General features: G+C 70.3%; 24 protein-coding genes and 1 pseudogene. 16 read left to right on the top strand and 9 right to left on the bottom strand.

The genetic code is table 11. The features are described from left to right. Positions 1-150 precede the first annotated feature (150 nt). Positions 151-1,071 carry a hypothetical protein gene (locus IE273_RS41865; RefSeq protein ID WP_189820349.1) on the top strand — a complete coding sequence of 307 codons (921 nt, stop codon included), beginning with the start codon at positions 151-153 and terminating at the stop codon, positions 1,069-1,071. 769 nt (positions 1,072-1,840) lie between these two features. Next, on the top strand, positions 1,841-2,206 hold the full coding sequence (locus IE273_RS41860) for an ASCH domain-containing protein (RefSeq protein WP_189820348.1): 366 nt from the start codon (positions 1,841-1,843) through the stop codon (positions 2,204-2,206). 46 nt (positions 2,207-2,252) lie between these two features. Here the strand turns inward: IE273_RS41860 and IE273_RS41855 are convergent, their stop codons facing one another. Next, positions 2,253-3,104, bottom strand: coding sequence for a methyltransferase domain-containing protein (locus IE273_RS41855; protein ID WP_189820347.1), 852 nt, complete (start codon positions 3,102-3,104; stop codon positions 2,253-2,255). 354 nt (positions 3,105-3,458) lie between these two features. On the opposite strand from IE273_RS41855, the gene IE273_RS41850 reads away from it, so the two are divergent. The 3 genes and pseudogenes from IE273_RS41850 to IE273_RS44495 all read left to right on the top strand — a co-directional run. After that, positions 3,459-3,860 (top strand): helix-turn-helix transcriptional regulator, encoded by a 402-nt coding sequence (locus IE273_RS41850; RefSeq protein WP_189820346.1) that lies wholly within the window; start codon positions 3,459-3,461, stop codon positions 3,858-3,860. A gap of 35 nt (positions 3,861-3,895) precedes the next feature. Next, a complete protein-coding gene (locus tag IE273_RS41845; RefSeq protein WP_132788597.1) occupies positions 3,896-4,312 on the top strand; it encodes a VOC family protein in 417 nt (138 codons plus the stop codon). Between the two features lie 10 nt (positions 4,313-4,322). Then, positions 4,323-4,669, top strand: a pseudogene (locus IE273_RS44495) (VOC family protein); the annotation flags it as partial. 40 nt (positions 4,670-4,709) lie between these two features. Here IE273_RS44495 and IE273_RS41835 read toward each other — a convergent pair. The 4 genes from IE273_RS41835 to IE273_RS41820 form a co-directional block, all read right to left on the bottom strand. Next, the gene (locus IE273_RS41835; protein ID WP_189820344.1) at positions 4,710-5,042 is read right to left on the bottom strand and encodes a DUF952 domain-containing protein; all 333 of its coding nucleotides are present in this window, start codon (positions 5,040-5,042) and stop codon (positions 4,710-4,712) included. A 62-nt stretch (positions 5,043-5,104) separates the two neighbouring features. Next, on the bottom strand, positions 5,105-5,359 hold the full coding sequence (locus tag IE273_RS41830; protein WP_189820343.1) for a hypothetical protein: 255 nt from the start codon (positions 5,357-5,359) through the stop codon (positions 5,105-5,107). Positions 5,360-5,572: 213 nt separating this feature from the next. Beyond that, positions 5,573-6,718: a family 2 encapsulin nanocompartment cargo protein polyprenyl transferase gene (locus IE273_RS41825; RefSeq protein ID WP_189820342.1), complete on the bottom strand. Its 1,146-nt coding sequence runs from the start codon at positions 6,716-6,718 to the stop codon at positions 5,573-5,575. A gap of 112 nt (positions 6,719-6,830) precedes the next feature. Next, positions 6,831-8,237 (bottom strand): family 2B encapsulin nanocompartment shell protein, encoded by a 1,407-nt coding sequence (locus IE273_RS41820; protein WP_189820341.1) that lies wholly within the window; start codon positions 8,235-8,237, stop codon positions 6,831-6,833. A gap of 299 nt (positions 8,238-8,536) precedes the next feature. Between IE273_RS41820 and IE273_RS41815 the strand changes: the two genes are divergently transcribed. Continuing rightward, positions 8,537-9,130 (top strand): N-acetylmuramoyl-L-alanine amidase, encoded by a 594-nt coding sequence (locus tag IE273_RS41815; RefSeq protein WP_189820340.1) that lies wholly within the window; start codon positions 8,537-8,539, stop codon positions 9,128-9,130. A 151-nt stretch (positions 9,131-9,281) separates the two neighbouring features. After that, positions 9,282-10,202 carry a 1-aminocyclopropane-1-carboxylate deaminase/D-cysteine desulfhydrase gene (locus IE273_RS41810; protein ID WP_189820339.1) on the top strand — a complete coding sequence of 307 codons (921 nt, stop codon included), beginning with the start codon at positions 9,282-9,284 and terminating at the stop codon, positions 10,200-10,202. On the opposite strand, the gene IE273_RS41805 is transcribed toward IE273_RS41810, so the two are convergent. Continuing rightward, positions 10,199-11,782 carry a Na+/H+ antiporter gene (locus IE273_RS41805; RefSeq protein ID WP_189820338.1) on the bottom strand — a complete coding sequence of 528 codons (1,584 nt, stop codon included), beginning with the start codon at positions 11,780-11,782 and terminating at the stop codon, positions 10,199-10,201. The genes IE273_RS41810 and IE273_RS41805 overlap by 4 nt on opposite strands. A gap of 61 nt (positions 11,783-11,843) precedes the next feature. Between IE273_RS41805 and IE273_RS41800 the strand changes: the two genes are divergently transcribed. The 3 genes from IE273_RS41800 to IE273_RS41790 all read left to right on the top strand — a co-directional run bounded on the left by IE273_RS41800 (position 11,844) and on the right by IE273_RS41790 (position 14,023). Continuing rightward, complete coding sequence (locus IE273_RS41800) at positions 11,844-12,104, top strand: UBP-type zinc finger domain-containing protein (RefSeq protein ID WP_103812520.1); 261 nt, start codon at positions 11,844-11,846, stop codon at positions 12,102-12,104. Positions 12,105-12,479: 375 nt separating this feature from the next. After that, entirely contained in the window at positions 12,480-12,896 is a 417-nt protein-coding gene (locus tag IE273_RS41795; protein WP_189820337.1) for an ATP-binding protein, read from the top strand. A gap of 17 nt (positions 12,897-12,913) precedes the next feature. Further along, positions 12,914-14,023 carry an RNA polymerase sigma factor SigF gene (locus tag IE273_RS41790; protein WP_189820336.1) on the top strand — a complete coding sequence of 370 codons (1,110 nt, stop codon included), beginning with the start codon at positions 12,914-12,916 and terminating at the stop codon, positions 14,021-14,023. Positions 14,024-14,102: 79 nt separating this feature from the next. Here the strand turns inward: IE273_RS41790 and IE273_RS41785 are convergent, their stop codons facing one another. Continuing rightward, the gene (locus tag IE273_RS41785; RefSeq protein ID WP_189820335.1) at positions 14,103-14,573 is read right to left on the bottom strand and encodes a hypothetical protein; all 471 of its coding nucleotides are present in this window, start codon (positions 14,571-14,573) and stop codon (positions 14,103-14,105) included. 136 nt (positions 14,574-14,709) lie between these two features. On the opposite strand from IE273_RS41785, the gene IE273_RS41780 reads away from it, so the two are divergent. Both IE273_RS41780 and IE273_RS41775 read left to right on the top strand, forming a co-directional pair. Beyond that, the gene (locus IE273_RS41780; RefSeq protein ID WP_189820334.1) at positions 14,710-15,678 is read left to right on the top strand and encodes a diacylglycerol/lipid kinase family protein; all 969 of its coding nucleotides are present in this window, start codon (positions 14,710-14,712) and stop codon (positions 15,676-15,678) included. Between the two features lie 321 nt (positions 15,679-15,999). Further along, positions 16,000-16,257 (top strand): WhiB family transcriptional regulator, encoded by a 258-nt coding sequence (locus IE273_RS41775; protein WP_003992873.1) that lies wholly within the window; start codon positions 16,000-16,002, stop codon positions 16,255-16,257. 255 nt (positions 16,258-16,512) lie between these two features. Here IE273_RS41775 and IE273_RS41770 read toward each other — a convergent pair whose 3' ends face one another. Both IE273_RS41770 and IE273_RS41765 read right to left on the bottom strand, forming a co-directional pair. Then, positions 16,513-17,988, bottom strand: coding sequence for a sensor histidine kinase (locus IE273_RS41770; protein WP_189820333.1), 1,476 nt, complete (start codon positions 17,986-17,988; stop codon positions 16,513-16,515). A gap of 526 nt (positions 17,989-18,514) precedes the next feature. Further along, entirely contained in the window at positions 18,515-19,144 is a 630-nt protein-coding gene (locus IE273_RS41765) for a TetR/AcrR family transcriptional regulator (protein WP_189820332.1), read from the bottom strand. A gap of 93 nt (positions 19,145-19,237) precedes the next feature. Here IE273_RS41765 and IE273_RS41760 point away from each other — a divergent pair, with 93 nt between their 5' ends. The 4 genes from IE273_RS41760 to IE273_RS41745 form a co-directional block, all read left to right on the top strand. Further along, entirely contained in the window at positions 19,238-19,990 is a 753-nt protein-coding gene (locus tag IE273_RS41760) for an SDR family oxidoreductase (protein WP_189820331.1), read from the top strand. A 232-nt stretch (positions 19,991-20,222) separates the two neighbouring features. Beyond that, positions 20,223-21,008 carry a glucosamine-6-phosphate deaminase gene (gene nagB / locus IE273_RS41755; RefSeq protein ID WP_189820330.1) on the top strand — a complete coding sequence of 262 codons (786 nt, stop codon included), beginning with the start codon at positions 20,223-20,225 and terminating at the stop codon, positions 21,006-21,008. 212 nt (positions 21,009-21,220) lie between these two features. Further along, positions 21,221-21,982 (top strand): GntR family transcriptional regulator, encoded by a 762-nt coding sequence (locus IE273_RS41750; protein ID WP_058081861.1) that lies wholly within the window; start codon positions 21,221-21,223, stop codon positions 21,980-21,982. Between the two features lie 138 nt (positions 21,983-22,120). Next, the coding region (locus tag IE273_RS41745; RefSeq protein WP_189820329.1) for a DUF3311 domain-containing protein at positions 22,121-22,302 on the top strand (182 nt) is incomplete at its 3' end.

Below are 22,302 nucleotides of genomic sequence, written 5' to 3'. Positions count from 1 at the left end.
GCGAAACGGTCTGCCGACTCCGTCGGCAGACCGTCACGAAAGATCGAGGCTAGGCGAAAAACGCATACCTGCCCGCCATGAAAGTGGCATGATCCTGCAAGGGAATTAGGAAGGCCCCAAATCCCTAGGCGCAAGGAGATCGCCGCCTCAATGAGAGCAGACCAGGGTTTCCACTTTCCGCCAATTCTCAACGGAATGGACTTCTTGAGCAGTGCCGTAGATCAACTAACCAACGAAGAAGGGGAGAACTCCCTAAAATACGCCGTCCTACACTTGCAGGCCGCAGCCGAGGTGCTCCTCAAAGTCAGACTGACCGAAGAGCACTGGAGCCTGGTATTCAAAAACCCCGGACTCGCCAGCCGAGATAGCTACGATTCAGGCGACTTCGAGAGCTGCACACTTGAGGGCGCAATGGAGCGCCTAGAGAAGATCTCCGGGATCTCGATCCCGGAGAAATCAAAAGGAAGAATAAAGAGGCTTTCCAGGCACAGGAACCAGCTCCAGCATTACGGTGCGAAGCTGGAGTCTTCCAATGCAGTCAGGGCGGTCGCCATTGACGTTCTCGACTTCCTCATCGATTTCATTGTCGGCTGGGTCGGACCAGATCCCGACAGTGACGAGTTCGACGTCTACCACGAACTCATCGATGAAATCCGAAAGAAACTCCAGGCTATCGAGAAGCTAGCCGACCAGCGCCTCCGACGCGTGACGCGAGATCTCAAAGAAACCGACCTAGTCGTGCACTGCCCCAGGTGCGACAAGAGGGCCCTCGTCCTAGACGACATCAAAAGCGCGAGATGCCGCTTCTGCCATAGCTTCTGGTCCAACTCGGGGATAAACCTCTCACTCGCTCTGCTCTACCCAGAGAAAATCGAAGAAGCAACTAACCGCTGCCAAGCATGTCAGAACGTGACTTTCCTCCTCGACACACTGAGCACAACCTATGGACTCGACAACGAAACCGCTGATTACGTGGAAGTCTCCATCATCGAAAGAACCGAGTACTGCCTCAAATGCGGAACTGGAATTAATACCCGCCATCTGGCATCCACAGAAAAGTACGCACTGTAGCTCGGCATGCCTCTAGGGAAGTCCCAAACCTTCCTCCCCGGAGCTCAGCTGCGATCGGCACAGCGTCGCGTCTTGGCTGCGGCCGCATCTCGCACTCCGGCGCGGTATGTCGCAGGCAGCGCAATGGCGTCAGAAAGCCGCCCATCGGAACAGGCTGGGCACCCACTCCAGCCTGGGCGGAGCAGCACTGGCTCCAGTGGCCGCACACGCCGGCCTTACGCGCAATCGGTCTCGCCCTCGGCCGCCCGATCCAGGTCGGCAAGAATGAATCTCAGTCCGCACACAGTCCGCAGGACACCCGATCGTGACCGTCACACCCCATCGCCACCCATCACCAAAAGGCCAGGTCAGCGACCTGCAGCCAGCATCGCCGCAGGTCACCGACCCGCCCCGTTACTAGGAGACCAAGAAGGCCTGATCTCTCCTCACGCCTTCTGAACTGCGGTTCCTGCGATCGCAGCATCTCCCCGACCGCGCCCGGCCCCCAGCCCGCCACCCACGGCGTCCTGACGGACCGGGTGCGGTCTTCTTCACCCGGCCGCAGACGGGCGTGGATCGGCAGGCGTGATCACAGCGGACGCGAACTGCTTGGCGACCGGAATGGCGAAGATACCCGGCAGTGGCCCGGAACCGTTCCGGAGTACGCCGAGCAGTTGCTGTCCATGACCGATACCTCGCTGTCCAACCCCCGCCACTTCTTCCGCGCCTACTCGGCGAGCGAGATCGGCCGCTTGATGACCGCACCGGCCACTAGGAGCATCCCCGCGCCATGAGCGACACCACCGCTCGGGTCCACGAGCTCGACCTTTACCGCCGGTACTTCGACCTCGTCGCCGCGGGCACCAAGACCATCGAGGTGCGGGTGAAATACCCGCACTTCGCCGACCTCGCCGCCGGCGACACCATCCGCTTCCACGTCAAGGGCACCGACGAGACCTGCGAGGTGAAGGTCGAGCGGGTCACGGAGTACCCCGACTTCGAAGCCCTGCTCGACGGTGAAGGACCTTTCAACGTCGACCCCACCGCGACCCGCGACCAGCAGCTCAGCAACATCCGCGCCATCTACCCACCCGAGAAGGAGGCCCTCGGCGCCCTCGCCATCAAGGTCTCCCGCTCGGAACCGCCTCGGGGGTAGCAGGCCACTGTTCGTCGGTCAGCAACTCGCATGCGCCCGCACGTGGTCACCGAGGCTGGTAGGCGGTGGCGAGCACGGAGACGGTGACCTGATCGGGCAGGAGACCGTCATCGTTCAGGTCCGCGCTGCTTACGTGGCGCGCGCTCGGTGTCATCGCTATCAGATCCACGGCATCCGGCCTGGTCAGGGTCGCGGAGTACTCCACCTGTTCGGTGACGGCGGCCTCGAAGAAGGGGTCCAGCGCCCGGTGCAGGCGCTGTTCCTTGGCCGGGTCGATCGTGACCATCCCGGGCAACCGGCCCCGCAGCTCGGCCAGGTGCCGCCCGGTGGGACGGATCACGATCAACCGGCCGGTTGGGCACAGCACCCGGTGGAACTCGGCCGGGTTGCGCGGGGCGAACACGTTCAGCACGACATCGGCCACCCCGTCGGCCAGCGGGAAGGAACGGAAGACGTCCCAGGCCACCGCGGCGGCTCGGTCGTGGGCGCGGGCTGCCGAGCGCAGCGCGCGCACCGATGTGTCCAGCCCCAGACCACGGGCGCCCGGCAGTTGATCGAGTACGCCGGCCAGGTAGTAGCCGGTGCCGCACCCCACGTCCACGACCGTGGCCTGCTCGGACACGGCGTCGGCGGCCAGGTCGGCCCCGACGTGGCGGATGGGCGCGTAGGTGCCGGTGGACAGGAACCGGTCCCGGGCCTGGACCATGACCGCATCGTCACCGCTGGTGGCGCGGGTGCCCGTCAGCAGGCCGGCGTAGCCGTGGCGGGCGATGTCGAAGGTGTGGCCCACCGGACAACGCAGTGCGCCGTGTTCGGGGTGCAGGTGGCGCGTGCGGCACGTTGGGCAGCGCAGCAGGTCGAGGGAGAGTTCGAGGGCAGGGGGAAGCGACACGGGCACGAGGACTCCTGGCGAAATGAAGGGAAGGACCGTGCCTGCGCGCGCTCGGAGCGTCGCTGCCTCAGGAAGAAGCGAGCAGCGTTGGAACGTGGTTCACGCAGCAGGCACACCAAGGAGGGCGATGCCGTTCGGTATCGCCCTCAACGCCTTCCGATCACAGGAAGCAGCAGTGCGGGGTGCTCATGAATGCCACGTCAGGAGTGTACGAGCGAGCCTGTCGGCACGTGCGGGGACCGGACGAGGACGCCGCGAGCCCCAGGGCAGGCAAGGGCGGGCCGGTGCCCGGACAACCGGAGGAGCAGCATCCGTCGAACCCGTGGGACTCTGCGGCACCGTCCGTGCCAAGCTGAGCGGGTGACCGCCCTGGAGGACCTCAGACGGCTGCGACGCGTGCGTGACCGCATGGACCGCGAGTACGCCGAGCCGCTCGACATGACCGAGCTGGCCCGTGACGCCCTCATGTCCCCGGGCCACTTCCAGCGCAGCTTCCGCAAGGCGTTCGGGGAGACGCCGTACAGCTACCTGATGACCCGGCGGATCGAGCGGGCCAAGGCGCTGCTGCGCCGGGGCGATCTCAGCGTGACCGAGGTGTGCCTCGCCGTCGGCTGTACCTCGCTCGGCTCCTTCAGCTCCCGGTTCACCGAGCTGATCGGCGAGACGCCGAGCGCCTACCGCGCCCGCGATCACGAGGAGACCGCGGCGATCCCGCCCTGTGTGGCCCGCAGGCTGACCCGGCCGCGCCGCCGCCCGTACTGAGGCGCGACCCCGTCCCTCGGCTCTAGGGTGAGTCCATGGACGTGAAACTCGCGCAGTGTTTCCTTGCCGTGGACGACCACGACAAGGCCATCGCCTTCTACCGCGATGTGCTCGGTCTGGAGATCCGCAACGACGTGGGCTTCGAGGGGATGCGCTGGGTGACCCTGGGCTCTCCGCTCCAGCCCGACGTGGAGATCGTCCTGGAGCCGCCGGACGCGAGCCCTGACGCCTCCCCCGCCGACAAGCAGGCGCTCAACGAACTCCTCGCCAAGGGCCTGCTGCGCGGCGTCATCTTCACCACGCCCGACTGCGACGCGCTGTACGAGCGGGTACGCGAGTCCGGCGCCGACGTCCTCCAGGAGCCGATGGACCAGCCGTACGGGGTGCGCGACTGCGCCTTCAGGGACCCGGCCGGCAACCAGCTCCGCTTCCTCGAACGCCCCACGGGCTGAACGCTGCCCGCTGACGGAGGCGTGCGCCTTCTGGACGGCCGTCATCGGCACCCGGCTCTCCGCGTTCCGTGGCGAGCACGGCCAGTTCGTGACCCTGCTGCCCGAGAGGGCGGACCCCGTTGTGAAGCTCCAGGGCGTCACCGAGGGCGACGGCGGTGCCCGCCTGGACCAGGTGTCCCTCTACATCCCGCCGTACCGGTACGACGCCGAGTCCGCGTTCTGGGCCGCGCTGACCGGAAGCGGCTCGACGAGGAGCGCCCTGCCTCCGCTCACCTCGACCTGGCCTGCGCGGACATCACCGCCGTCCGAGCGCGGCACGAGGAGCTGGGTGCGGTCCCGGTGCGCGACGGCGCCCACTGAACGGTGGTACGCGATCCGGCCGGCGGCACGTACCGTCTCAGCCCCACGACTCCACGTCCACCACCGCCTCGACCGGTACGGGCCCGTACACGTGCGGGAACTCCTCCCCGCCCGGCTCGACGGACTCGTACTTCACCGGCGCCCCGACCCGCGCCGGGTCCACGACCAGCACGACCAGCTCGTCCGGGCCGTCGTAACCGCCGTAGAGGAAGTCGGCGATGCGCGGGAGCTGCTCGCGGGTGGAGCAGTGGATGAAACCCTCCTGGTGGAGGGTGCGGCCCCGGGTGGACATCTCGTAGGCGCCGCGCTCGCGCGCCGCCTCCCACAGGGAGCGCTCGGTGATGTGCAGGATGTACGGCAGTTTCGGCATGCGCCCACGCTACGGCGCCCCGCCCGCCCCCTGTACTCAGACGGCATGCTCAGACGACGTGCTCAGCCGGCGCTGTTCCCGGTGCCCGCCGCCGACGGGTCCTGCGGACCGCTGCCGCCGCCCGGCCTGGCCCGCGCACCGGCGGAACGCTCCTGCCCGGCGGGCCGGGGGCCGGTCTCGGCGTACGCCGCGCAGTCGGAGTCGCGGCAGGGACCGGGGCCCCAGACCGGCACCCAGGCGCCCAGGGTCTTGTGCCGCTTGACGACCGTTTCCACGGGCTGTCCGCAGACGGGACAGACGTGTTCCTCGCTGTCCATGTCCTCAGGGTAGATCGGTGGTGCCCGCAACGCTCCTTTCCGCGCTCCTTCCCGCGACGGCCTCGACGTCCGTCGCCGAGGGATCGGCGGCCCCCGCACCCTGTGGGAGTGTGCGGGGGCCGCCTGGCCGGAGCCCCCGATGACCGTGCGGGGTCAGGAGCCGCACGGGCCCGGGGACTCCGGGTTCTGCTCGGCCGCCGGGACGGGCGGCCCTCAGCTGGTGCGCCGGGTCACGAACTCGGCGAGCGCCAGCAGACCGCCCGCCGCCTCGGGGTCGGGGACCGCTCGGGCCAGCTCCTGCATGGCCCGGGCCATCCGGTCGGCCGCCTCGGCCTGCGCCCAGTCCCGGCCGCCCGCCCGCTCCACCGCCAGCGCCGTACGCGCGATCTCCCCCGCCTCCGCCTCCTCCTCGCGGTACGGCGTCCCGTACAGCGCGGCGAGCTCGGCCGCCGCCGGGGTGCCGGAGGTGAGCGCCGCCACCACCGGCAGGGACTTCTTGCGGGCGGCGAGATCCGCGCCGGCCGGCTTGCCGGTGTGCCGCGGGTCTCCCCATATGCCGATGACGTCGTCGATGAGCTGGAAGGCGAGCCCGGCCTGCCGGCCGAAGCCGTCGAGCGCGGCCACCTCCTCCTCGCCCGCGCCCGCGTACAGCGCGCCGAGCGCGCAGGCACAGCCCAGCAGAGCACCGGTCTTGGCCTCGGCCATCGCGAGCACCTCGTCCAGGGTGACCGCGTCCGGCGCGCACCGCTCCAGGTCGGTGTCGGCGTGCTGGCCCTCGCACAGCTCCACCACACAGGCCGCGAGCCGGGCCGCGGCCGGCACGGAGGCCGGGTGCGGAGCCTCGGCGAGCAGCCGCAGGGCCAGCGCCTGGAGTGCGTCCCCGGCGAGGATCGCGTCGGCGTCGCCGAACACGGTCCAGGCCGTCGGCCGGTGGCGGCGGGTGGCGTCCCGGTCCATCACGTCGTCGTGCAACAGCGTGAAGTTGTGGACCAGTTCGACCGCCGCTGCCGCCGGGACGGCTGCCGCCCGGGCCGCCGGACCACCGAGCGCGGCGGCAGCCGCCAGCACGAGCGCGGGTCTGATCGCCTTGCCCGCGTTGCCCGCCGCCGGGGTGCCGTCGGCGTGCTGCCAGCCGAAGTGGTAGCTCGCGATCCGGCGCATGGAACCGGGCAGCGACTCCACGGCCGCGCGCAGCTCCGGGTCGACCAGCGCCCGGGCGCGCTCCAGCTGGGCCGCCGCCTCGTGTCCGTCGAGCGGACCGGCGGCGGCGTCCCCGGCCTCCTCGGGTGGCTCCCCCGGTGTGCCGGGACGCGGCACACCGGAGGAACGCTCTTCGGTCTCCGTCATGAACTCGGCCATGCCTCCCCCTCGCCAGGTCCGCGGAGTACGACGTCACCGGTCCGGCCGGACGCGTACCCCGAGGGCCTACCCGCCCCGGGGGGCGGGGACACGGCCGCGACGTGCGGAGACGTCACCTCCATCGACCGATCTCGACGTTCTCCAGCACGCCGAGGGCGTCGGGCACCAGCACCGCGGCCGAGTAGTAGGCCGTCACCAGGTACTTGATGATGGCCTGCTCGTTGATGCCCATGAACCGGACGGACAGGCTCGGCTCGATCTCGTCCGGGATGCCGGACTGCCTGAGGCCGATGACGCCCTGGTCGGCCTCGCCGGTACGCATGGCGATGATGGAGGTCGTGCGGGCCTCGCTGATCGGGATCTTGTTGCACGGGTAGATCGGCACCCCGCGCCAGGTGGGGATGCGGTTGCCGGCGATGTCGATGGTCTCCGGGACGAGCCCCCGCTTGTTCAGCTCGCGCCCGATCGCGGCGATGGCGCGCGGGTGGGCCAGGAGGAGCTTGGTGCCGCGACGGCGGCTGAGCAGCTCGTCCAGGTCGTCCGGGCTCGGCACGCCGTCGTGCGGCTGGATCCGCTGGTCGTACTCGCAGTTGCTGAGCAGACCGAACTCCGGGTTGTTGACCAGCTCGTGCTCCTGACGCTCCTTCAGCGCCTCGACCGTGAGCCGCAACTGCTGCTCGGTCTGGTTCATCGGCTGGTTGTAGAGGTCGGCCACGCGCGAGTGGATGCGCAGCACGGTCTGGGCGATGCTCAGTTCGTACTCGCGGGGCCGTGGCTCGTAGTCCACGAAGGTGTGCGGGATGTCGGGCTCGCCGGAGTGGCCGGCCGCCAGCTCGACCTCCTTCTCCCCGTACTTGTTGGTCCGCTGCTCGGGGATCGAGCGCAGCCGTTCCAGGTGCGCGCGCAGCGAGTCGGAGCGCTCCGCGACCTGCTGGAAGTCCTGGCGGCTGAGGATCAGCACCGTGGTCGAGGTGTCCGCGCGGACGGTGTACTCCCAGATCGCCTCCGGGTCCAGCAGCGCCTGGTCGCCGAAGTAGGCGCCGTCGGCGAGGACACCGAGCACGGCGTCGTCGCCGTAGGGACCCGTGCCGACCTTCTCCACCCGGCCGTGGGCGAGCAGGTAGACCTCGTCCGTCTGGTTGCCGAAGTCGGCGATCACCTCGCCGGGCGCGAAGTCGCGCTGCCGGCAGCGGCGGGCCAGTTCGGCCAGCACCTCCTCGTCCTCGTACGACCGCAGGGCCGGCAGCTCGCCCAGTTCGTCCGGGATGACCTCCACCTGGTTACCGGTCTTCACGAAGGTGATCCGGCCGTCGCCGACGGCGTACGTGAGACGCCGGTTCACCCGGTACGTGCCGCCCTGGACGTCCACCCAGGGAAGCGTGCGCAGCAGCCAGCGGGAGCTGATCTCCTGCATCTGCGGAGCGGACTTGGTGGTGGTGGCCAGGTTCCGCGCGGCCGCCGTCCCGAGGGACTGCTGCGGCCTGCCCTGATCCGTGCGGACCTCTTCGCCTACCGACATAGAGAAATGACCTCCCATGTATGCCCGGTGCCGAAGTGCACCGGGCACCGGTCTCGCATCGAGCGTCCCAGCACGGAGCGTGTGCGCGCCATTACCCGAAAGAAGGGGAATGGATCATCGGATTACTGGGCACGATGGGGGACCTCGTCCCGGCCCGCACGGCATGCCCCCGTCTGTCCGGATCGGCTCGCACACCGTACGAACGATGTGTTCCGGGAGGTCCGGTTTCGGTAGAAGCAGGCAGGACATCCGGCAGCCGCGACCGGCGGCAGCACGGGCACGGCACGAAGGAGTCGGGCATGGCCCCACCCATGTCGGCGAGCGGATTTCTGGACGCGCTCAGGGCGGAGGGCGTCACGGTCGTCGAGGTCGGCGACTGGCAGCACCACAACCGCAATCACAAGGGCCCCTGGGGGCCGGTGCACGGCGTGATGATCCACCACACGGTGACCAAGGGCAGCGCGCACACGGTGGAGGTGTGCCGGGACGGCCACCCCGACCTGCCGGGGCCGCTGTGCCACGGCGTGATCACCAAGGACGGCACGGTCCACCTGGTCGGCTACGGCCGCGCCAACCACGCCGGGCTCGGGGACGACGAGGTGCTGCGCGCGGTGATCGCCGAGAAGGGGCTGCCGCCGGACAACGAGGCGAACACCGACGGCAACCGGTACTTCTACGGCTTCGAGTGCGAGAACCTCGGCGACGGGGAGGATCCGTGGCCGGACGAACAGCTTGAGGCGATCGAGCGGGTCGCCGCGGCGCTGTGCCGGCACCACGGGTGGACGGAACGGTCGGTCATCGGCCACCGGGAGTGGCAGCCGGGGAAGGTGGACCCCCGGGGCTTCGAGATGTCCTGGCTGAGGGAGCGGGTGCGGGAACGGCTGAAGGATTAGCGGCGCGGGGTGGGGCCGTCCCCGGGTCGCCGGTCCGCCGTGGCCGGTCGCGCGGTTCCGCCCGCCCCCTTCGGCCCGCCCAGCGGCACCCCGCCGGCACCGGCGAGCGACCCCGCCCCGTCCAGCGCCCGCACCGGGCGACAATGAAGCCGTGTCCAGTCCCGACCCGCTCAGCCCCCGCCTCCCCTCGCCCCTGCACGAGGTGCGGGACGGCCGGTTCGAGCGCCGCGGGCTCCGGCTGCTGCTCAAGCGGGACGATCTCATCCACCCGCAGCTGATCGGCAACAAGTGGCGCAAGCTGGTGCCCAACATCGCGGCGGCCGAGGGGCGCGCCCTGGTCACCTTCGGCGGGGCCTACTCCAACCACCTGCGGGCCACCGCCGCCGCGGGCCGCCTGCTGGGCCTGCCGACCACGGGCGTGGTGCGCGGCCAGGAGCTGGCCGACCGCCCCCTCAACCCGTCCCTGGCCCGGTGCGCGGCCGACGGCATGCGGTTGCACTTCGTCGACAGATCGACATATCGCCACAAGACCGATCCGGAGACCCTGGCCGGGATCCTGCGCGCGGCCGGCGCAGAGGACGCGTACGTCGTCCCCGAGGGCGGCAGCAACGCCGAGGCGGTACGCGGCTGCCGCGCCCTCGGCACGGAACTGCGCGGCCGGGCCGACGTCGTCGCGGTCGCCTGCGGCACCGGCGGCACCCTCGCCGGCCTCGCCGCCGGACTCTCGGCCGGCCAGCGCGCGCTCGGCGTACCGGTCCTGAAGGGCGGCTTCCTGGAGGCCGACGTAGAGGCGCTGCAAGAACGTGCCTTCGGCGCCCGCAGCGGCACCTGGTCCCTGGACGACCGTTTCCACTGCGGTGGTTACGCCCGTACGACACCGGAACTGGAGGCGTTCGCACAGGACTTCGAGCAGCGGCACGGGCTGCCCGTGGAGCGCCTTTATGTCGCCAAGTTGCTGTTCGGACTGGTCGCCCTGGCGGAAGAGAACGCCTTCGCGCGCGGGACGACGATCGCCGCCGTCGTCACGGGACGGCCGTTCCCGGAACCCGCGGCAGCCGCCCCGGAGCGCTAACCGGCTTCCCGGTAGGCCGCCGCCTCCTCCAGGTCCAGGCGTCTGAGCAGGGCGCGCAGCATCTCGTCGTCGATGTAGCGCAGGTCGCGGAGCCTGACGAAGACCTCGCGCTCGGCGCCGATCATCTCGCGGGACAGCCGCCGGTAGGTGTCGTCGACGGACTCGCCGGTGATCGGGTTGACCTGTCCGAGCCGTTCCCAGACGGCGTTGCGGCGGCGCTCCAGGACCATGCGGAGCCGGTCGGCGAGCGGCTGCGGCAGGGTGTTGCGCTCGTCGGCGAGGAGTTCGTCGAGCCGGGCCTCGGCGGCCCGGGAGGCCTGGGCCTGCGCGTTGGCCTCGGCGAGCGTCTCGGCCTGCCGGTCGCGGCCGGGGAACTTCAGCAGCCGGATCAGCGGCGGCAGTGTCACGCCCTGCACGACGAGGGTGCCGATGACGGTGGTGAAGGTCAGGAAGAGGATCAGGTTGCGCGGTCCGGCGGGCATGGTCGGCGGGATGGCGAAGGCGATGGCCAGGGAGACGACGCCCCGCATGCCGGCCCACGAGGTGACCATCGCGCCCCGCCAGGTGGGGTTCTGTTCGCGCTCCTTGATGCGCGTCGACAGGATCCGGGGCAGGAAGGTGGCCGGGTAGACCCAGACGAACCGGGCCACCACCACGACCAGGAAGACGGCGACCGCGTACCAGGCGGCGGAGGTGCCCTCGTACTTCCCGAGCCGCTTCAGGACGATCGGCAGTTGCAGGCCGATCAGGGCGAACACCGCGGACTCCAGCACGAAGGCGACCATCTTCCACACCGCGCCCTCCTGGAGACGGGTGGCGAAGTCGACCTCCCACGCGCGGTGGCCGAGGTAGAGGGCGACGACCACCACCGCGAGCACCCCGGAGGCGTGCGCCTGCTCGGCGACCCCGTAGGCGACGAACGGGATGAGCAGGGAGAGCGTGTTCTGGAGGAGGGGCTCGGTCAGGTGCGTGCGCAGCCAGTGCAGGGGCGCCATGAGGACGAGACCGATCCCGACCCCGCCGACCGCGGCGAGCGCGAACTCGCGGATGCCGCCTCCCCAGGTGGCCCCCTCCCCGACGGCGGCGCCGAGCGCCACCTTGTAGGCGGTGATCGCCGTGGCGTCGTTCAGCAGGGACTCGCCCTGGAGGATGGTGGTGATCCGGGACGGCAGTCCCACCCTGCGCGCGACCGCCGTGGCGGCGACCGCGTCCGGCGGTGCGACCACCGCGCCCAGCACCAGTGCCGCGGTCAGCGACAGTCCGGGGATGATCAGGTAGGCGGCCCAGCCGACGACCACGGTCGCGAAGAGCACGTATCCCACCGAGAGCAGCGCCACCGGCCGCATCTGTGCCCGCAGGTCGAGGTAGGAGCTGTCGCTCGCCGAGGTGTACAGCAGCGGGGGCAGCAGCAGCGGCAGGACGATGTGCGGATCGAGGGTGTAGGACGGCACACCGGGGATGTACGAGACCGCCAGACCGACCGCGACCAGCAGCAGGGGCGCCGGCGCCGGGGTACGCCGGGCCGCGGCTGCCACCGCGGCACTGCCCGCCACCAGCAACAGCAGTGGCATCACGTCCATGGTTTTCGCCCACCCTCATCTTTCGCGCGGCAACCCGCACAACCGTCGTAATCTGGCAATCATGAAACAGTGCACGCATGCCGACGCGCTGCCGCACCCCGAACCGGAGCCGCTCGACGAGACCTGTCCGGAGTGCCTGCGGGACGGTACGAACCCGGTCCAGCTGCGGCTGTGCCTCACCTGCGGCCACATCGGCTGCTGCGACTCCTCGCCGGGACGGCACGCGACGGAGCACCACGCGCAGTCCGGTCATCCGGTGATGCGGACCTTCGAGCCGGGTGAGGACTGGCGGTGGTGCTTCGTGGACCACGTCCTCGTCTGAGCCTGTCCCGGCCGTTTCCGGGCGTGCTCGCACCGTCCCGGACCGCCCTTCGACCGCGTCTGTCGAGAGCGTTCTCCGCGAGAGCGTCCCGTCCGACCGGGTTCTCGTGTGACACTGCATGCGGCGGCTGCCGCACGACGGTTCGAGCGTCTGACGTCTGGGTACGTCAACCCGGCGCGCGCTCTTCCCATTTGGGCCCGCAAACCCCCTAGACACGGAGCGTATCCACAGCTTTACTGTGAGTGACGCCAGGGGGTTGGGGTCCCGGGGACAGAAACGTTCGGAGCGCGATAGCGTCACCGCTTGAACCACTCGCGCGTTACCCCGGGGGGCGACCCTCGGCCCCGTAAAGCTTGTACCACCATGGAGGTGAGGGTGTCCCAGATCGCAGGCGAGCCCGTGGCGAACCAGGACTTCGTGGAAGTCCGGCTGCCGGCTGCGGGTGCCTACCTGTCGGTGCTGCGGACGGCCACGGCCGGTCTCGCGGCCCGCTTGGACTTCACCCTGGACGAGATCGAGGACCTGCGCATCGCCGTGGACGAGGCCTGCGCGATCCTGCTCCAGCAAGCCGTGCCCGGCTCGGTGCTCAGCTGTGTCTTCCGGCTCGTCGACGACTCACTGGAAGTCACGGTGTCGGCGCCGACCACGGACGGCCACGCCCCCTCGCGGGACACCTTCGCCTGGACCGTGCTGTCGGCCCTCGCGGGCAAGGTCTCGTCCGCCGTGGACGAGGACAAGACGGTGTCGATCAGCCTCTACAAACAGCGTGGCGCCGGCCCCGGGCCGGCGTGAGGAACGGGGACGGGCCGGTGCGGGACGAAGAGCGCGGCACACGGGAGCTGCCGACCGGGGGCGGGGGTGCCTCCTGGTCGGGCGATGCCGAGACCTCCGGGGCAGGCCCCCGGGACGGTTCCCGGCGCATGGCGGACGGCATCGACGGCATCCCCGAGCAGGCCAGACCGCACCCGGAGGACGACTCCGCGCAGGTCGACGGTGACGGTGCCACGGGCACGCCGCCGACGGCACGCGGCGGCGCCGGACCCACCGTCCGCGCGGGGGCCAGGGCTCGGGGAAGGGCTACGGGCGGGACGATGAGCGAGCACGAGCGATACGCCGAGGACGACGCGCTGGGCAAGGAGGCCGTGCAGGCCGTTCAGCACGACGCCCAGGACCGCAGCGGGGCGCGGGCGATGTTCGTCGAGCTGCGCACGCTGCCGGCAGGCAGCACGGAGTACGCGGAGCTGCGCAACCAGCTGGTCCGTATGCACCTGCCGCTCGTGGAGCACCTGGCACGCCGGTTCCGCAACCGCGGCGAGCCGCTGGACGACCTCACCCAGGTCGCGACGATCGGTCTCATCAAGTCCGTCGACCGGTTCGACCCCGAGCGTGGCGTGGAGTTCTCCACCTACGCCACACCGACCGTCGTCGGCGAGATCAAGCGGCACTTCCGCGACAAGGGCTGGGCGGTCCGGGTGCCGCGCCGGCTCCAGGAACTGCGGCTCGCGCTGACCACCGCGACGGCCGAGCTGTCCCAGTTGCACGGCCGGTCCCCGACGGTCCACGAGCTGGCCGAGAAGCTCGCCATCTCCGAGGAGGAGGTCCTGGAGGGCCTGGAGTCCGCGAACGCGTACTCCACGCTGTCCCTGGACGTCCCCGACACGGACGACGAGTCACCGGCGGTCGCCGACACCCTGGGCGCCGAGGACGAGGCGCTGGAGGGCGTGGAGTACCGCGAGTCCCTCAAGCCGCTGCTGGAGGACCTGCCGCCGCGCGAGAAGCGGATCCTGTTGCTGCGCTTCTTCGGGAACATGACCCAGTCGCAGATCGCGCAGGAGGTCGGCATCTCGCAGATGCACGTCTCCCGCCTGCTGGCCCGCACCCTGGCCCAGCTCCGCGAGAAGCTCCTCGTGGAGGAGTGAGCGAGAGTGGGCCGGGAGTGAGCGAGGAGTGAGCCCTGCTCGGCGAGGCTCTGCCAGAACAGGCCCCGCCCGGTGAGCCCTACTCGCCCCGGCCCGGTCCCTTGATCCCGAGGGCCCGGGTCGTCTCTCCGTTGACGAGGAGCACCAGCGTCACCACAGCGACCAGCCCGAGCGCGATACCGGCCGGAATGGCCATGCTGTCGGCCCGGAGCAGGTTGTAGGCCACGGGAAGGGCCATGAGCTGGGTGATCAGCGCGGGCCCCCGGCTCCAGCCGCGCCGCAGCAGCAGACCACGCGCGGCGAGCAGCGGCAGCAACGCGAGGACGACCAGGGTGATGCCCAGGGTCACGGCCTGCTGCCGGTCGTCCGGGTCGCTGGTGAGCCCGAGGACGAGCACCCACAGGCCGCCGGCGACCAGCGCCGCGCCCTCCAGCGCGGCCAGCGCCGCCGCGCACGTCAGCCGGCGTGGACGCGGCCCGGCGGCCGGGTCGGTCGCGTCGGCCGCGACGGCTTCGGCGGTGTGCGGGGCGGGATTCTGCTGACTGCTCACCTCAGCAGGGTAGCCCTCCCCCTCCGGCGCGCTGCCGCGCCCCGCGCCCCCGAGTGTCCAGGCTCACGCCCCGCTCTCTTACCGGATCCCTAACTCGGCCTGGGCCGAGTACCACCCAGTAGGTACGCTGCCATGCATGCGTGCACTTCTCGTGGTCAATCCGGCGGCAACCACTACAAGTGCACGCAGACGTGACGTACTGATCCATGCGCTGGCGAGCGAGATGAAGCTGGAGGCCGTCACCACCGAGTACCGCGGCCACGCTCGCGACCTCGGCCGGCAGGCGGCGGAGAGCAACGACATCGACCTGGTGGTGGCGCTCGGCGGCGACGGCACGGTCAACGAGGTCGTCAACGGCCTCCTGCACGCCGGTCCCGCCCCGGACCGCCTCCCCGGTCTCGCCGTCGTCCCCGGCGGCTCCACGAACGTCTTCGCCCGCGCGCTGGGCCTGCCCAACGACCCCGTCGAGGCCACCGGAGCACTGCTGGACGCGCTGCGCGACGGGACCGAGCGGGTCGTCGGCCTCGGCCTGACCTCGGGCACGCCGGGCACCGAGGACGAGGCGGTGCCGGCCCGCTGGTTCACCTTCAACGCCGGGCTCGGCTTCGACGCGGGCGTGGTGGGCCGGGTCGAGCAGCAGCGCGAGCGCGGGAAGAAGTCGACGCACGCGCTGTACGTCCGGCAGGTGGTCCGGCAGTTCCTCGGCGAGCCGAACCGCCGGCACGGCACGATCACGCTCGAACAGCCCGGAGAGGACCCGATCGAGGATCTGGTCGTCGCCATAGTCTCGAACACGTCCCCGTGGACGTATCTCGGCAATCGCCCGATGTACACGTCGCCTAAGGCTTCGTTCGATACAGGCATCGACGTGCTCGGCCTCAGCCGCCTGTCCACGGCCGCGGTTGCCCGGTATGGCACCCAGTTGCTCACTTCGTCCCCCGAGCGGGGACCGCAGGGGAGGCACGCCGTCTCCCTGCACGACCTGGACCAGTTCACCTTGCATTCGAAGGTGCCTCTCCCCCTTCAGATGGACGGTGACCATCTCGGGCTGCGTACGAGCGTGACGTTCACAGGCGTACGCCGTGCACTGCGTGTGATTGTGTGAGCGGAACGGGCGAAAGTCCTTTCACTCGAACGTTTAGACCAGGGTCCACCCCATGGAAGTACGGCTGTGACCTAGTCGACACCGAGGAATCAAAAAAAATCTTCAGGAAGGGGTTGTATCCGCCGCTGAGGTTTGCGAGTCTCTACGTGGCGATCGGGACGGCCCGCAACACCGGCCTCCGCTGATCACCAGAACCCCTCTTCAAACACAGGACCACGCCGGGTGAAGACTCGGCGGTCGGCCCTTCACTTGTTGAGGGATTCGTGAAAGCGTTCACATTCACAAGCAACCTGCACGTAATACCAAGGAGAGGTAGCAGCCATGGACTGGCGTCACAACGCCGTTTGCCGCGAGGAAGACCCCGAGCTCTTCTTCCCCATCGGCAACACCGGTCCTGCGCTGCTGCAGATCGAGGAAGCCAAGGCCGTCTGCCGTCGCTGCCCGGTGATCGAGCAGTGTCTGCAGTGGGCGCTTGAGTCCGGTCAGGACTCCGGCGTCTGGGGTGGTCTCAGCGAGGACGAGCGCCGCGCCATGAAGCGCCGCGCCGCTCGCAACCGGGCTCGTCAGGCCTCCGCCTGACATACCCACCCCTGCTGACAGCCTGAGCTTGGCGGCGCGCACAGCACGTACGCATCTCCCGCCCCCGAGCCGCAGCGCGCAGTTCCCCCGATGCGCTTAGCGATACAAGCAGAGCAGCAACGAGCATCAGCCTCGGACCAACGCGGTCCGGGGCTTTTTGCTGCGCCGGCTCCCCGGCGTCCGCCCCCCTGCGCCCGCTCCCGGCGCACACTCCCCCGGCGTGCGTCCCTCACCTGGCGCGCCGGGCCCGCCCGCTCACTTCTGCGCTCGCACCGGAATGTCGAGGATCACCCGCGTCCCGCGCTCCGGCGCCGGCACCATGTCGAACGAGCCGCCCAATTCGCCCTCCACCAGCGTCCGTACGATCTGCAAGCCGAGGTTGCCCGAACGGTGCGGGTCGAAGCCCTCGGGCAGTCCGACCCCGTCGTCCTGGACGGTGACCAGCAGCCGGGCCTCCTTGGTGGTGCCGCCACGCACCGCCGAGACCTCGACCGTGCCGGTGTCGCCCTCACGGAAGCCGTGCTCCAGGGCGTTCTGAAGAACCTCGGTGAGGACCATGGACAGCGGGGTGGCGACCTCGGCGTCGAGTATGCCGAACCGTCCACTGCGCCGACCGGCCACCTTGCCCGGCGAGATCTCGGCGACCATCGCCAGCACCCGGTCGGCGATGTCGTCGAACTCCACCCGCTCGTCCAGGTTCTGAGACAGCGTCTCATGAACGATCGCGATGGAGCCGACCCGGCGGACCGCCTCCTCCAGGGCCTCCCGGCCGCGCTCGGACTCGATGCGCCGGGCCTGGAGCCGGAGCAGGGCGGCCACCGTCTGGAGGTTGTTCTTCACCCGGTGGTGGATCTCCCGGATGGTGGCGTCCTTGGTGATCAACTCGCGTTCGCGGCGTCGCAGTTCGGTGACGTCCCGGAGCAGCACCAGCGAACCGATGCGCGTGCCCTTGGGTTTGAGCGGGATGGCCCGGAACTGGATGACCCCGTCGTGGGCCTCGATCTCGAACTCGCGCGGCGCCCAGCCACTGGCCACCTTGGCCAGTGCCTCGTCCACCGGCCCCCGGGTCGGGGCGAGCTCGGCGGTGGTCTGTCCGAGGTGGTGGCCGACGAGGTCGGCGGCGAGGCCGAGCCGGTGGTAGGCGGACAGGGCGTTCGGGGAGGCGTACTGGACTATGCCGTCCGCGTCGAGCCGGATCAGGCCGTCGCCGACGCGCGGGGAGGCGTCCATGTCGACCTGCTGGTCCGGGAAGGGGAAGGCGCCGGCCGCGATCATCTGCGCGAGGTCGGAGGCGCTCTGGAGGTAGGTCAGCTCCAGACGGCTCGGGGTGCGCACGGTGAGCAGGTTGGTGTTCCGGGCGATCACGCCGAGGACGCGGCCCTCACGCCGTACGGGGATGGACTCGACCCGCACGGGGACCTCTTCGCGCCACTCCGGGTCGCCCTCGCGCACGATCCGGCCCTCGTCCAGGGCCGCGTCCAGCATGGGCCGCCGGCCGCGCGGCACCAGGTGGCCGACCATGTCGTCCTGGTAGGAGGTCGGGCCGGTGTTGGGGCGCATCTGGGCGACCGAGACGTACCGGGTGCCGTCCCGGGTGGGGACCCACAGCACCAGGTCGGCGAAGGAGAGGTCGGAGAGCAGCTGCCACTCCGAGACCAGCAGGTGGAGCCACTCCAGGTCGGAGTCGTCGAGGGCGGTGTGCTGGCGTACGAGTTCGTTCATGGAGGGCACGTCTGCGAGCGTACCCGGGGCCTCGCGGGTGGCCGAAAAACACCCGCGGGCCGCGGCGCCTGGAAGGGACCCTCAACCCTCCCGGCACCGCAGCCCGGAGCATCATCGGCCGTGGGGTGTGCGGTCCCGGTCGGCCGAAGGCCGAGGAGCCGGGGCAGTCAGGGCAGAGAGCGCCGGTTCCTCGATCCGCCTTCCTGTGCGGGGAGGGCGGAAGCGTGTTGTTCTCGATTGTGGACTAGACCACGACGGCGTGTCCATGGTGCGGAGGCGTCCGCGCCGCTAGGTCCTGTCGTCAAACTCCCGTCGTCCGCCCGGAGGGCGGGCCGCGCGGCGTCAGGTGCGTGCTCTGGGGGTCCCCCCGGCCGAAGGCTGGGGGAGTGCCGGGCCCTGGCCCTCGTACTGGATGTACTTGGGTCGGGGCCCGGTGCGGCGAGAGTGCGTGCATGGCGTCGCGCGGCAGGCGGGAGTTTGACGACAGGGCCTAGGGGCGCCGGCACGCGATGCCAGGCAGCCTAGCCCGAGCGGGTCAGCAGTGGGGCCAGATGGTCATGGCAATTTCCGCGAGTGCTTCCAGTTCCTCCCGGCGTGCGCCGTCCCGGGCCTGCTGGGACATGCCCTGGATCATCGCGCCGGTGTGCCGGGCGAGGGCGGCGGCGTCGGTGCCGGCCGGCAGCAGCCCGGCCGCGATGTCCGCCCGGATCCGGTCTTCGACGGCGGTGATGGCGGCGTTGCGCATGTCCCGCAGCAGCGCCTCCACCTCGGGGGTGGTGCAGTTGGTGGCCGCGTGGACGATCAGGCAGCCGTGCGGGTGGGCGGGGTCGGTGTACTCCGCGGCGGCCTCGCGGAGCATGCGGGCGACGCCCGCCCGGGCCGTGGGCTCCTCGGCGAGGGCGCGGTCGGTGAAGGCGCCGTGCGAGCCGGCGTAGACCCGGACGACCTCGTCGAAGAGAGTCCGCTTGTCACCGAAGGCCGCGTACAGACTGGGCGTGCCGATGCCCATGAGCCGGGTGAGGTCGGAGACCGAGGTGGCCTCGTACCCGCGCTCCCAGAAGGCCATCAGCGCCTTCTCCAGCGCGGTGGCCCGGTCGAAGGAGCGCGGCCTGCCCCGCGTCCGGCCCGTGCCGCCCTGCGCCCGCGTGTCCTGATCCATCGCCATGGGCCTATTTTATAGCGCCCCCTAGAAAATTGTCGGCGGGCTGGTGTACGGTTTTTCTGTAGCGACCGCTAGACAAATCTGGAGGGGGCAGACATGGGCGTGCTCAAGGGGAAGACGGCGCTGGTCACGGGCGCGAGCCGGGGCATCGGCCGGGGGGTCGCCGAGCGGCTGGGGCGCGACGGGGCACGGGTGGCGGTGCACTACGGACGGAACGAGACCGCCGCGAAGGAGACGGTCGCGGCGATCGAGGCGGCCGGCGGCTCGGCGTTCGCGCTCGGGGTGGAGCTGGGGGCGCCCGGGGACGCCGAGCGGCTGTGGGCGGAGTTCGACCGGCACGCGGACGGGCTGGACATCCTCGTGCACAACGCGGGCATCGGCACCACCCGCCCGTTCGCGGAGATCGACGAGGAGGAGTACGACCGCCTCTTCGCGGTGAACGTGAAGGCCCCGTTCTTCCTCACCCGGCTCGGGGCGGAGCGAGTGCGGGACGGCGGGCGGGTGGTGACCATATCGTCCGGCCTCTCCCGGACCGCCGCCATGCCCGACCTGATGGCGTACTCGATGACGAAGGCAGCCCTGGACGTCTTCACCCGGGACCTGTCCAAGGTGCTCGGCCCCCGCGGGATCACGGTGAACTCGGTGGCGCCCGGCATCGTGGACACCGACGTCAACGCCCCCTGGCTGCGCGCGAGCGACGAGGCGTGGCAGCGGGCGGCCGACTACTCGGCGCTGGGCCGGGTGGGCACCCCGGCGGACATCGCCGACGCGGTGGCCTTCCTGATCTCGGAGGACGGCCGCTGGGTGACCGGGCACTGGCTGGACGCGACGGGAGGCTCCCTCACCTGAGGACTCCCTGGCCTCTCTCCCCGGCCGCTCCCCGGCTTCCCCCCGGCCTCTGCCCCCGACCGCCCCCTGACCTCCCTACGGCCTCCCTCCCGGGCACCCCTCCGCCCCTCCCCCACCCCCTCCTTCCGCCCGTTCCTCCCCGTCTTCCCCGCGCTCCCGAACATCGATACTGTTAGATTGGTCTAAACCACATAGAGACGCACAGAGCCCTCTTCAGAACGGCAGGCCCAGCGTGGAAGTTGTCATCGTTCCGGACGCCGCGGCGGGTGGCGAGCTGATCGCCGAGGCCATGGCACAGCTGCTGCGACGCAAGCCCGACGCCCTGCTCGGCGTGGCCACCGGCTCCACCCCGCTGCCCGTCTACCAGGCGCTGGCCGCCAAGGTGCGCTCCGGTGCCGTGGACGCCTCACGGGCGCGGATCGCCCAGCTCGACGAGTACGTGGGGCTGCCCGCCGACCACCCCGAGTCCTATCGCTCGGTGCTGCGCCGTGAGGTGCTGGAGCCGCTGGGCATGGGCATGGACGCGTTCATGGGGCCGGACGGCACGGCCGAGGACGTCCAGGCGGCGTGCGAGGCGTACGACCGCGCGCTCGCCGAGGCCGACGGCGTGGACCTGCAACTGCTCGGCATCGGGACCGACGGGCACATCGGGTTCAACGAACCGTGCTCCTCGCTCGCCTCGCGCACCCGGATCAAGACGCTGACCGAGCAGACCCGCATCGACAACGCCCGCTTCTTCGACGGCGACATCGAGCAGGTCCCGCACCACGTCATCACCCAGGGCATCGGGACGATCCTGGAGGCCCGCCACCTGGTGCTGCTGGCGACCGGCGAGGGCAAGGCGGACGCGGTCGCCGCGACCGTCGAGGGCCCCGTCGCGGCCGTCTGCCCGGCCTCCGCGCTCCAGCTCCACCCGCACGCCACGGTGGTCGCGGACGAGGCCGCCGCGTCCAAGCTGAAGCTGGCCGACTACTTCCGGCACACCTACGCCAACAAGCCGGACTGGCAGGGGATCTAGCCGGGAGCGCCCGACGGGAGGGCGGCCCCGACCCCGCGGCCCGCCGGGCTCACCCTCCCGATGGACTAGACCAACAGCGGGCGCAACGGTATATAGAGGAGATCACGGAGCGTGCGGGTGGAGTGCTGACACAACAACCCGTGCCACGATGTGAGCCGTGGGCCGATGGGGATGTCGGTCACTTTCGGCATTCGGAGCCGGGAAGGCAGAGCATGAGCACCGACGTCAGCAGTGCGGAGAACGAGGCCGGCACCACCCGTACCGCGCGCGTGCCGAAGTACTACCGCTTGAAGAAGCACCTGCTCGACATGACGGAGACGCAGGCGCCGGGCACCCCGGTCCCGCCCGAGCGCACGCTGGCCGCCGAGTTCGACACCTCCCGCACCACGGTCCGCCAGGCCCTTCAGGAACTGGTCGTGGAGGGGCGGCTCGAACGCATCCAGGGCAAGGGCACCTTCGTGGCCAAGCCCAAGGTCTCCCAGGCGCTACAGCTCACCTCCTACACGGAGGACATGCGCGCGCAGGGCCTGGAGCCGACCTCGCAGCTGCTGGACATCGGGTACGTCACCGCCGACGACCGGCTGGCCGAGCTGCTCGACATCACGGCCGGCGGGCGCGTGCTGCGCATCGAGCGGCTGCGCATGGCGAACGGCGAGCCGATGGCCATCGAGACCACCCACCTGTCGGCCAAGCGCTTCCCGGCCCTCAGGCGCTCGCTGGTGAAGTACACGTCCCTGTACACCGCGCTCGCCGAGGTCTACGACGTCCACCTCGCCGAGGCCGAGGAGACCATCGAGACCTCCCTGGCCACGCCGCGCGAGGCGGGGCTGCTCGGCACCGACGTGGGCCTGCCGATGCTGATGCTCTCCCGGCACTCGCTGGACCGAGAGGGCAAGCCGGTGGAGTGGGTGCGGTCGGTGTACCGCGGGGACCGCTACAAGTTCGTGGCCCGGCTCAAGCGACCGGTGGAGTAGGCGCCGGCCGGCCGGTGCCCGGCACCTTCGCCGAATCGATATACCGATATGCGGACGAGGTCTTCCACTCTCGCGACAGCGTCACCTAGATTGCCTGCTCATTACACAGGTGATCAGCGAGGGGACGGAGCCCGTGGCATGTCGGAAACGCCTGAAGTGAGACCACCGGTGGTGACACCGGTCCGGGTGATCATCGCCCTGTGTCTCGTCGCGCCCTTCGTGGCGATGCTGTGGGTCGGCTCGTACGCCAAGACGGATCCCGCGTTCATCGGGATCCCGTTCTTCTACTGGTACCAGATGCTCTGGGTGCTGATCTCCAC

This window comes from Streptomyces olivaceoviridis (genome assembly GCF_014650115.1).
In the GTDB taxonomy this organism is placed as follows: Bacteria; Actinomycetota; Actinomycetes; order Streptomycetales; family Streptomycetaceae; genus Streptomyces; species Streptomyces olivaceoviridis.
This window is presented reverse-complemented; position numbering and strand designations above follow the sequence as displayed.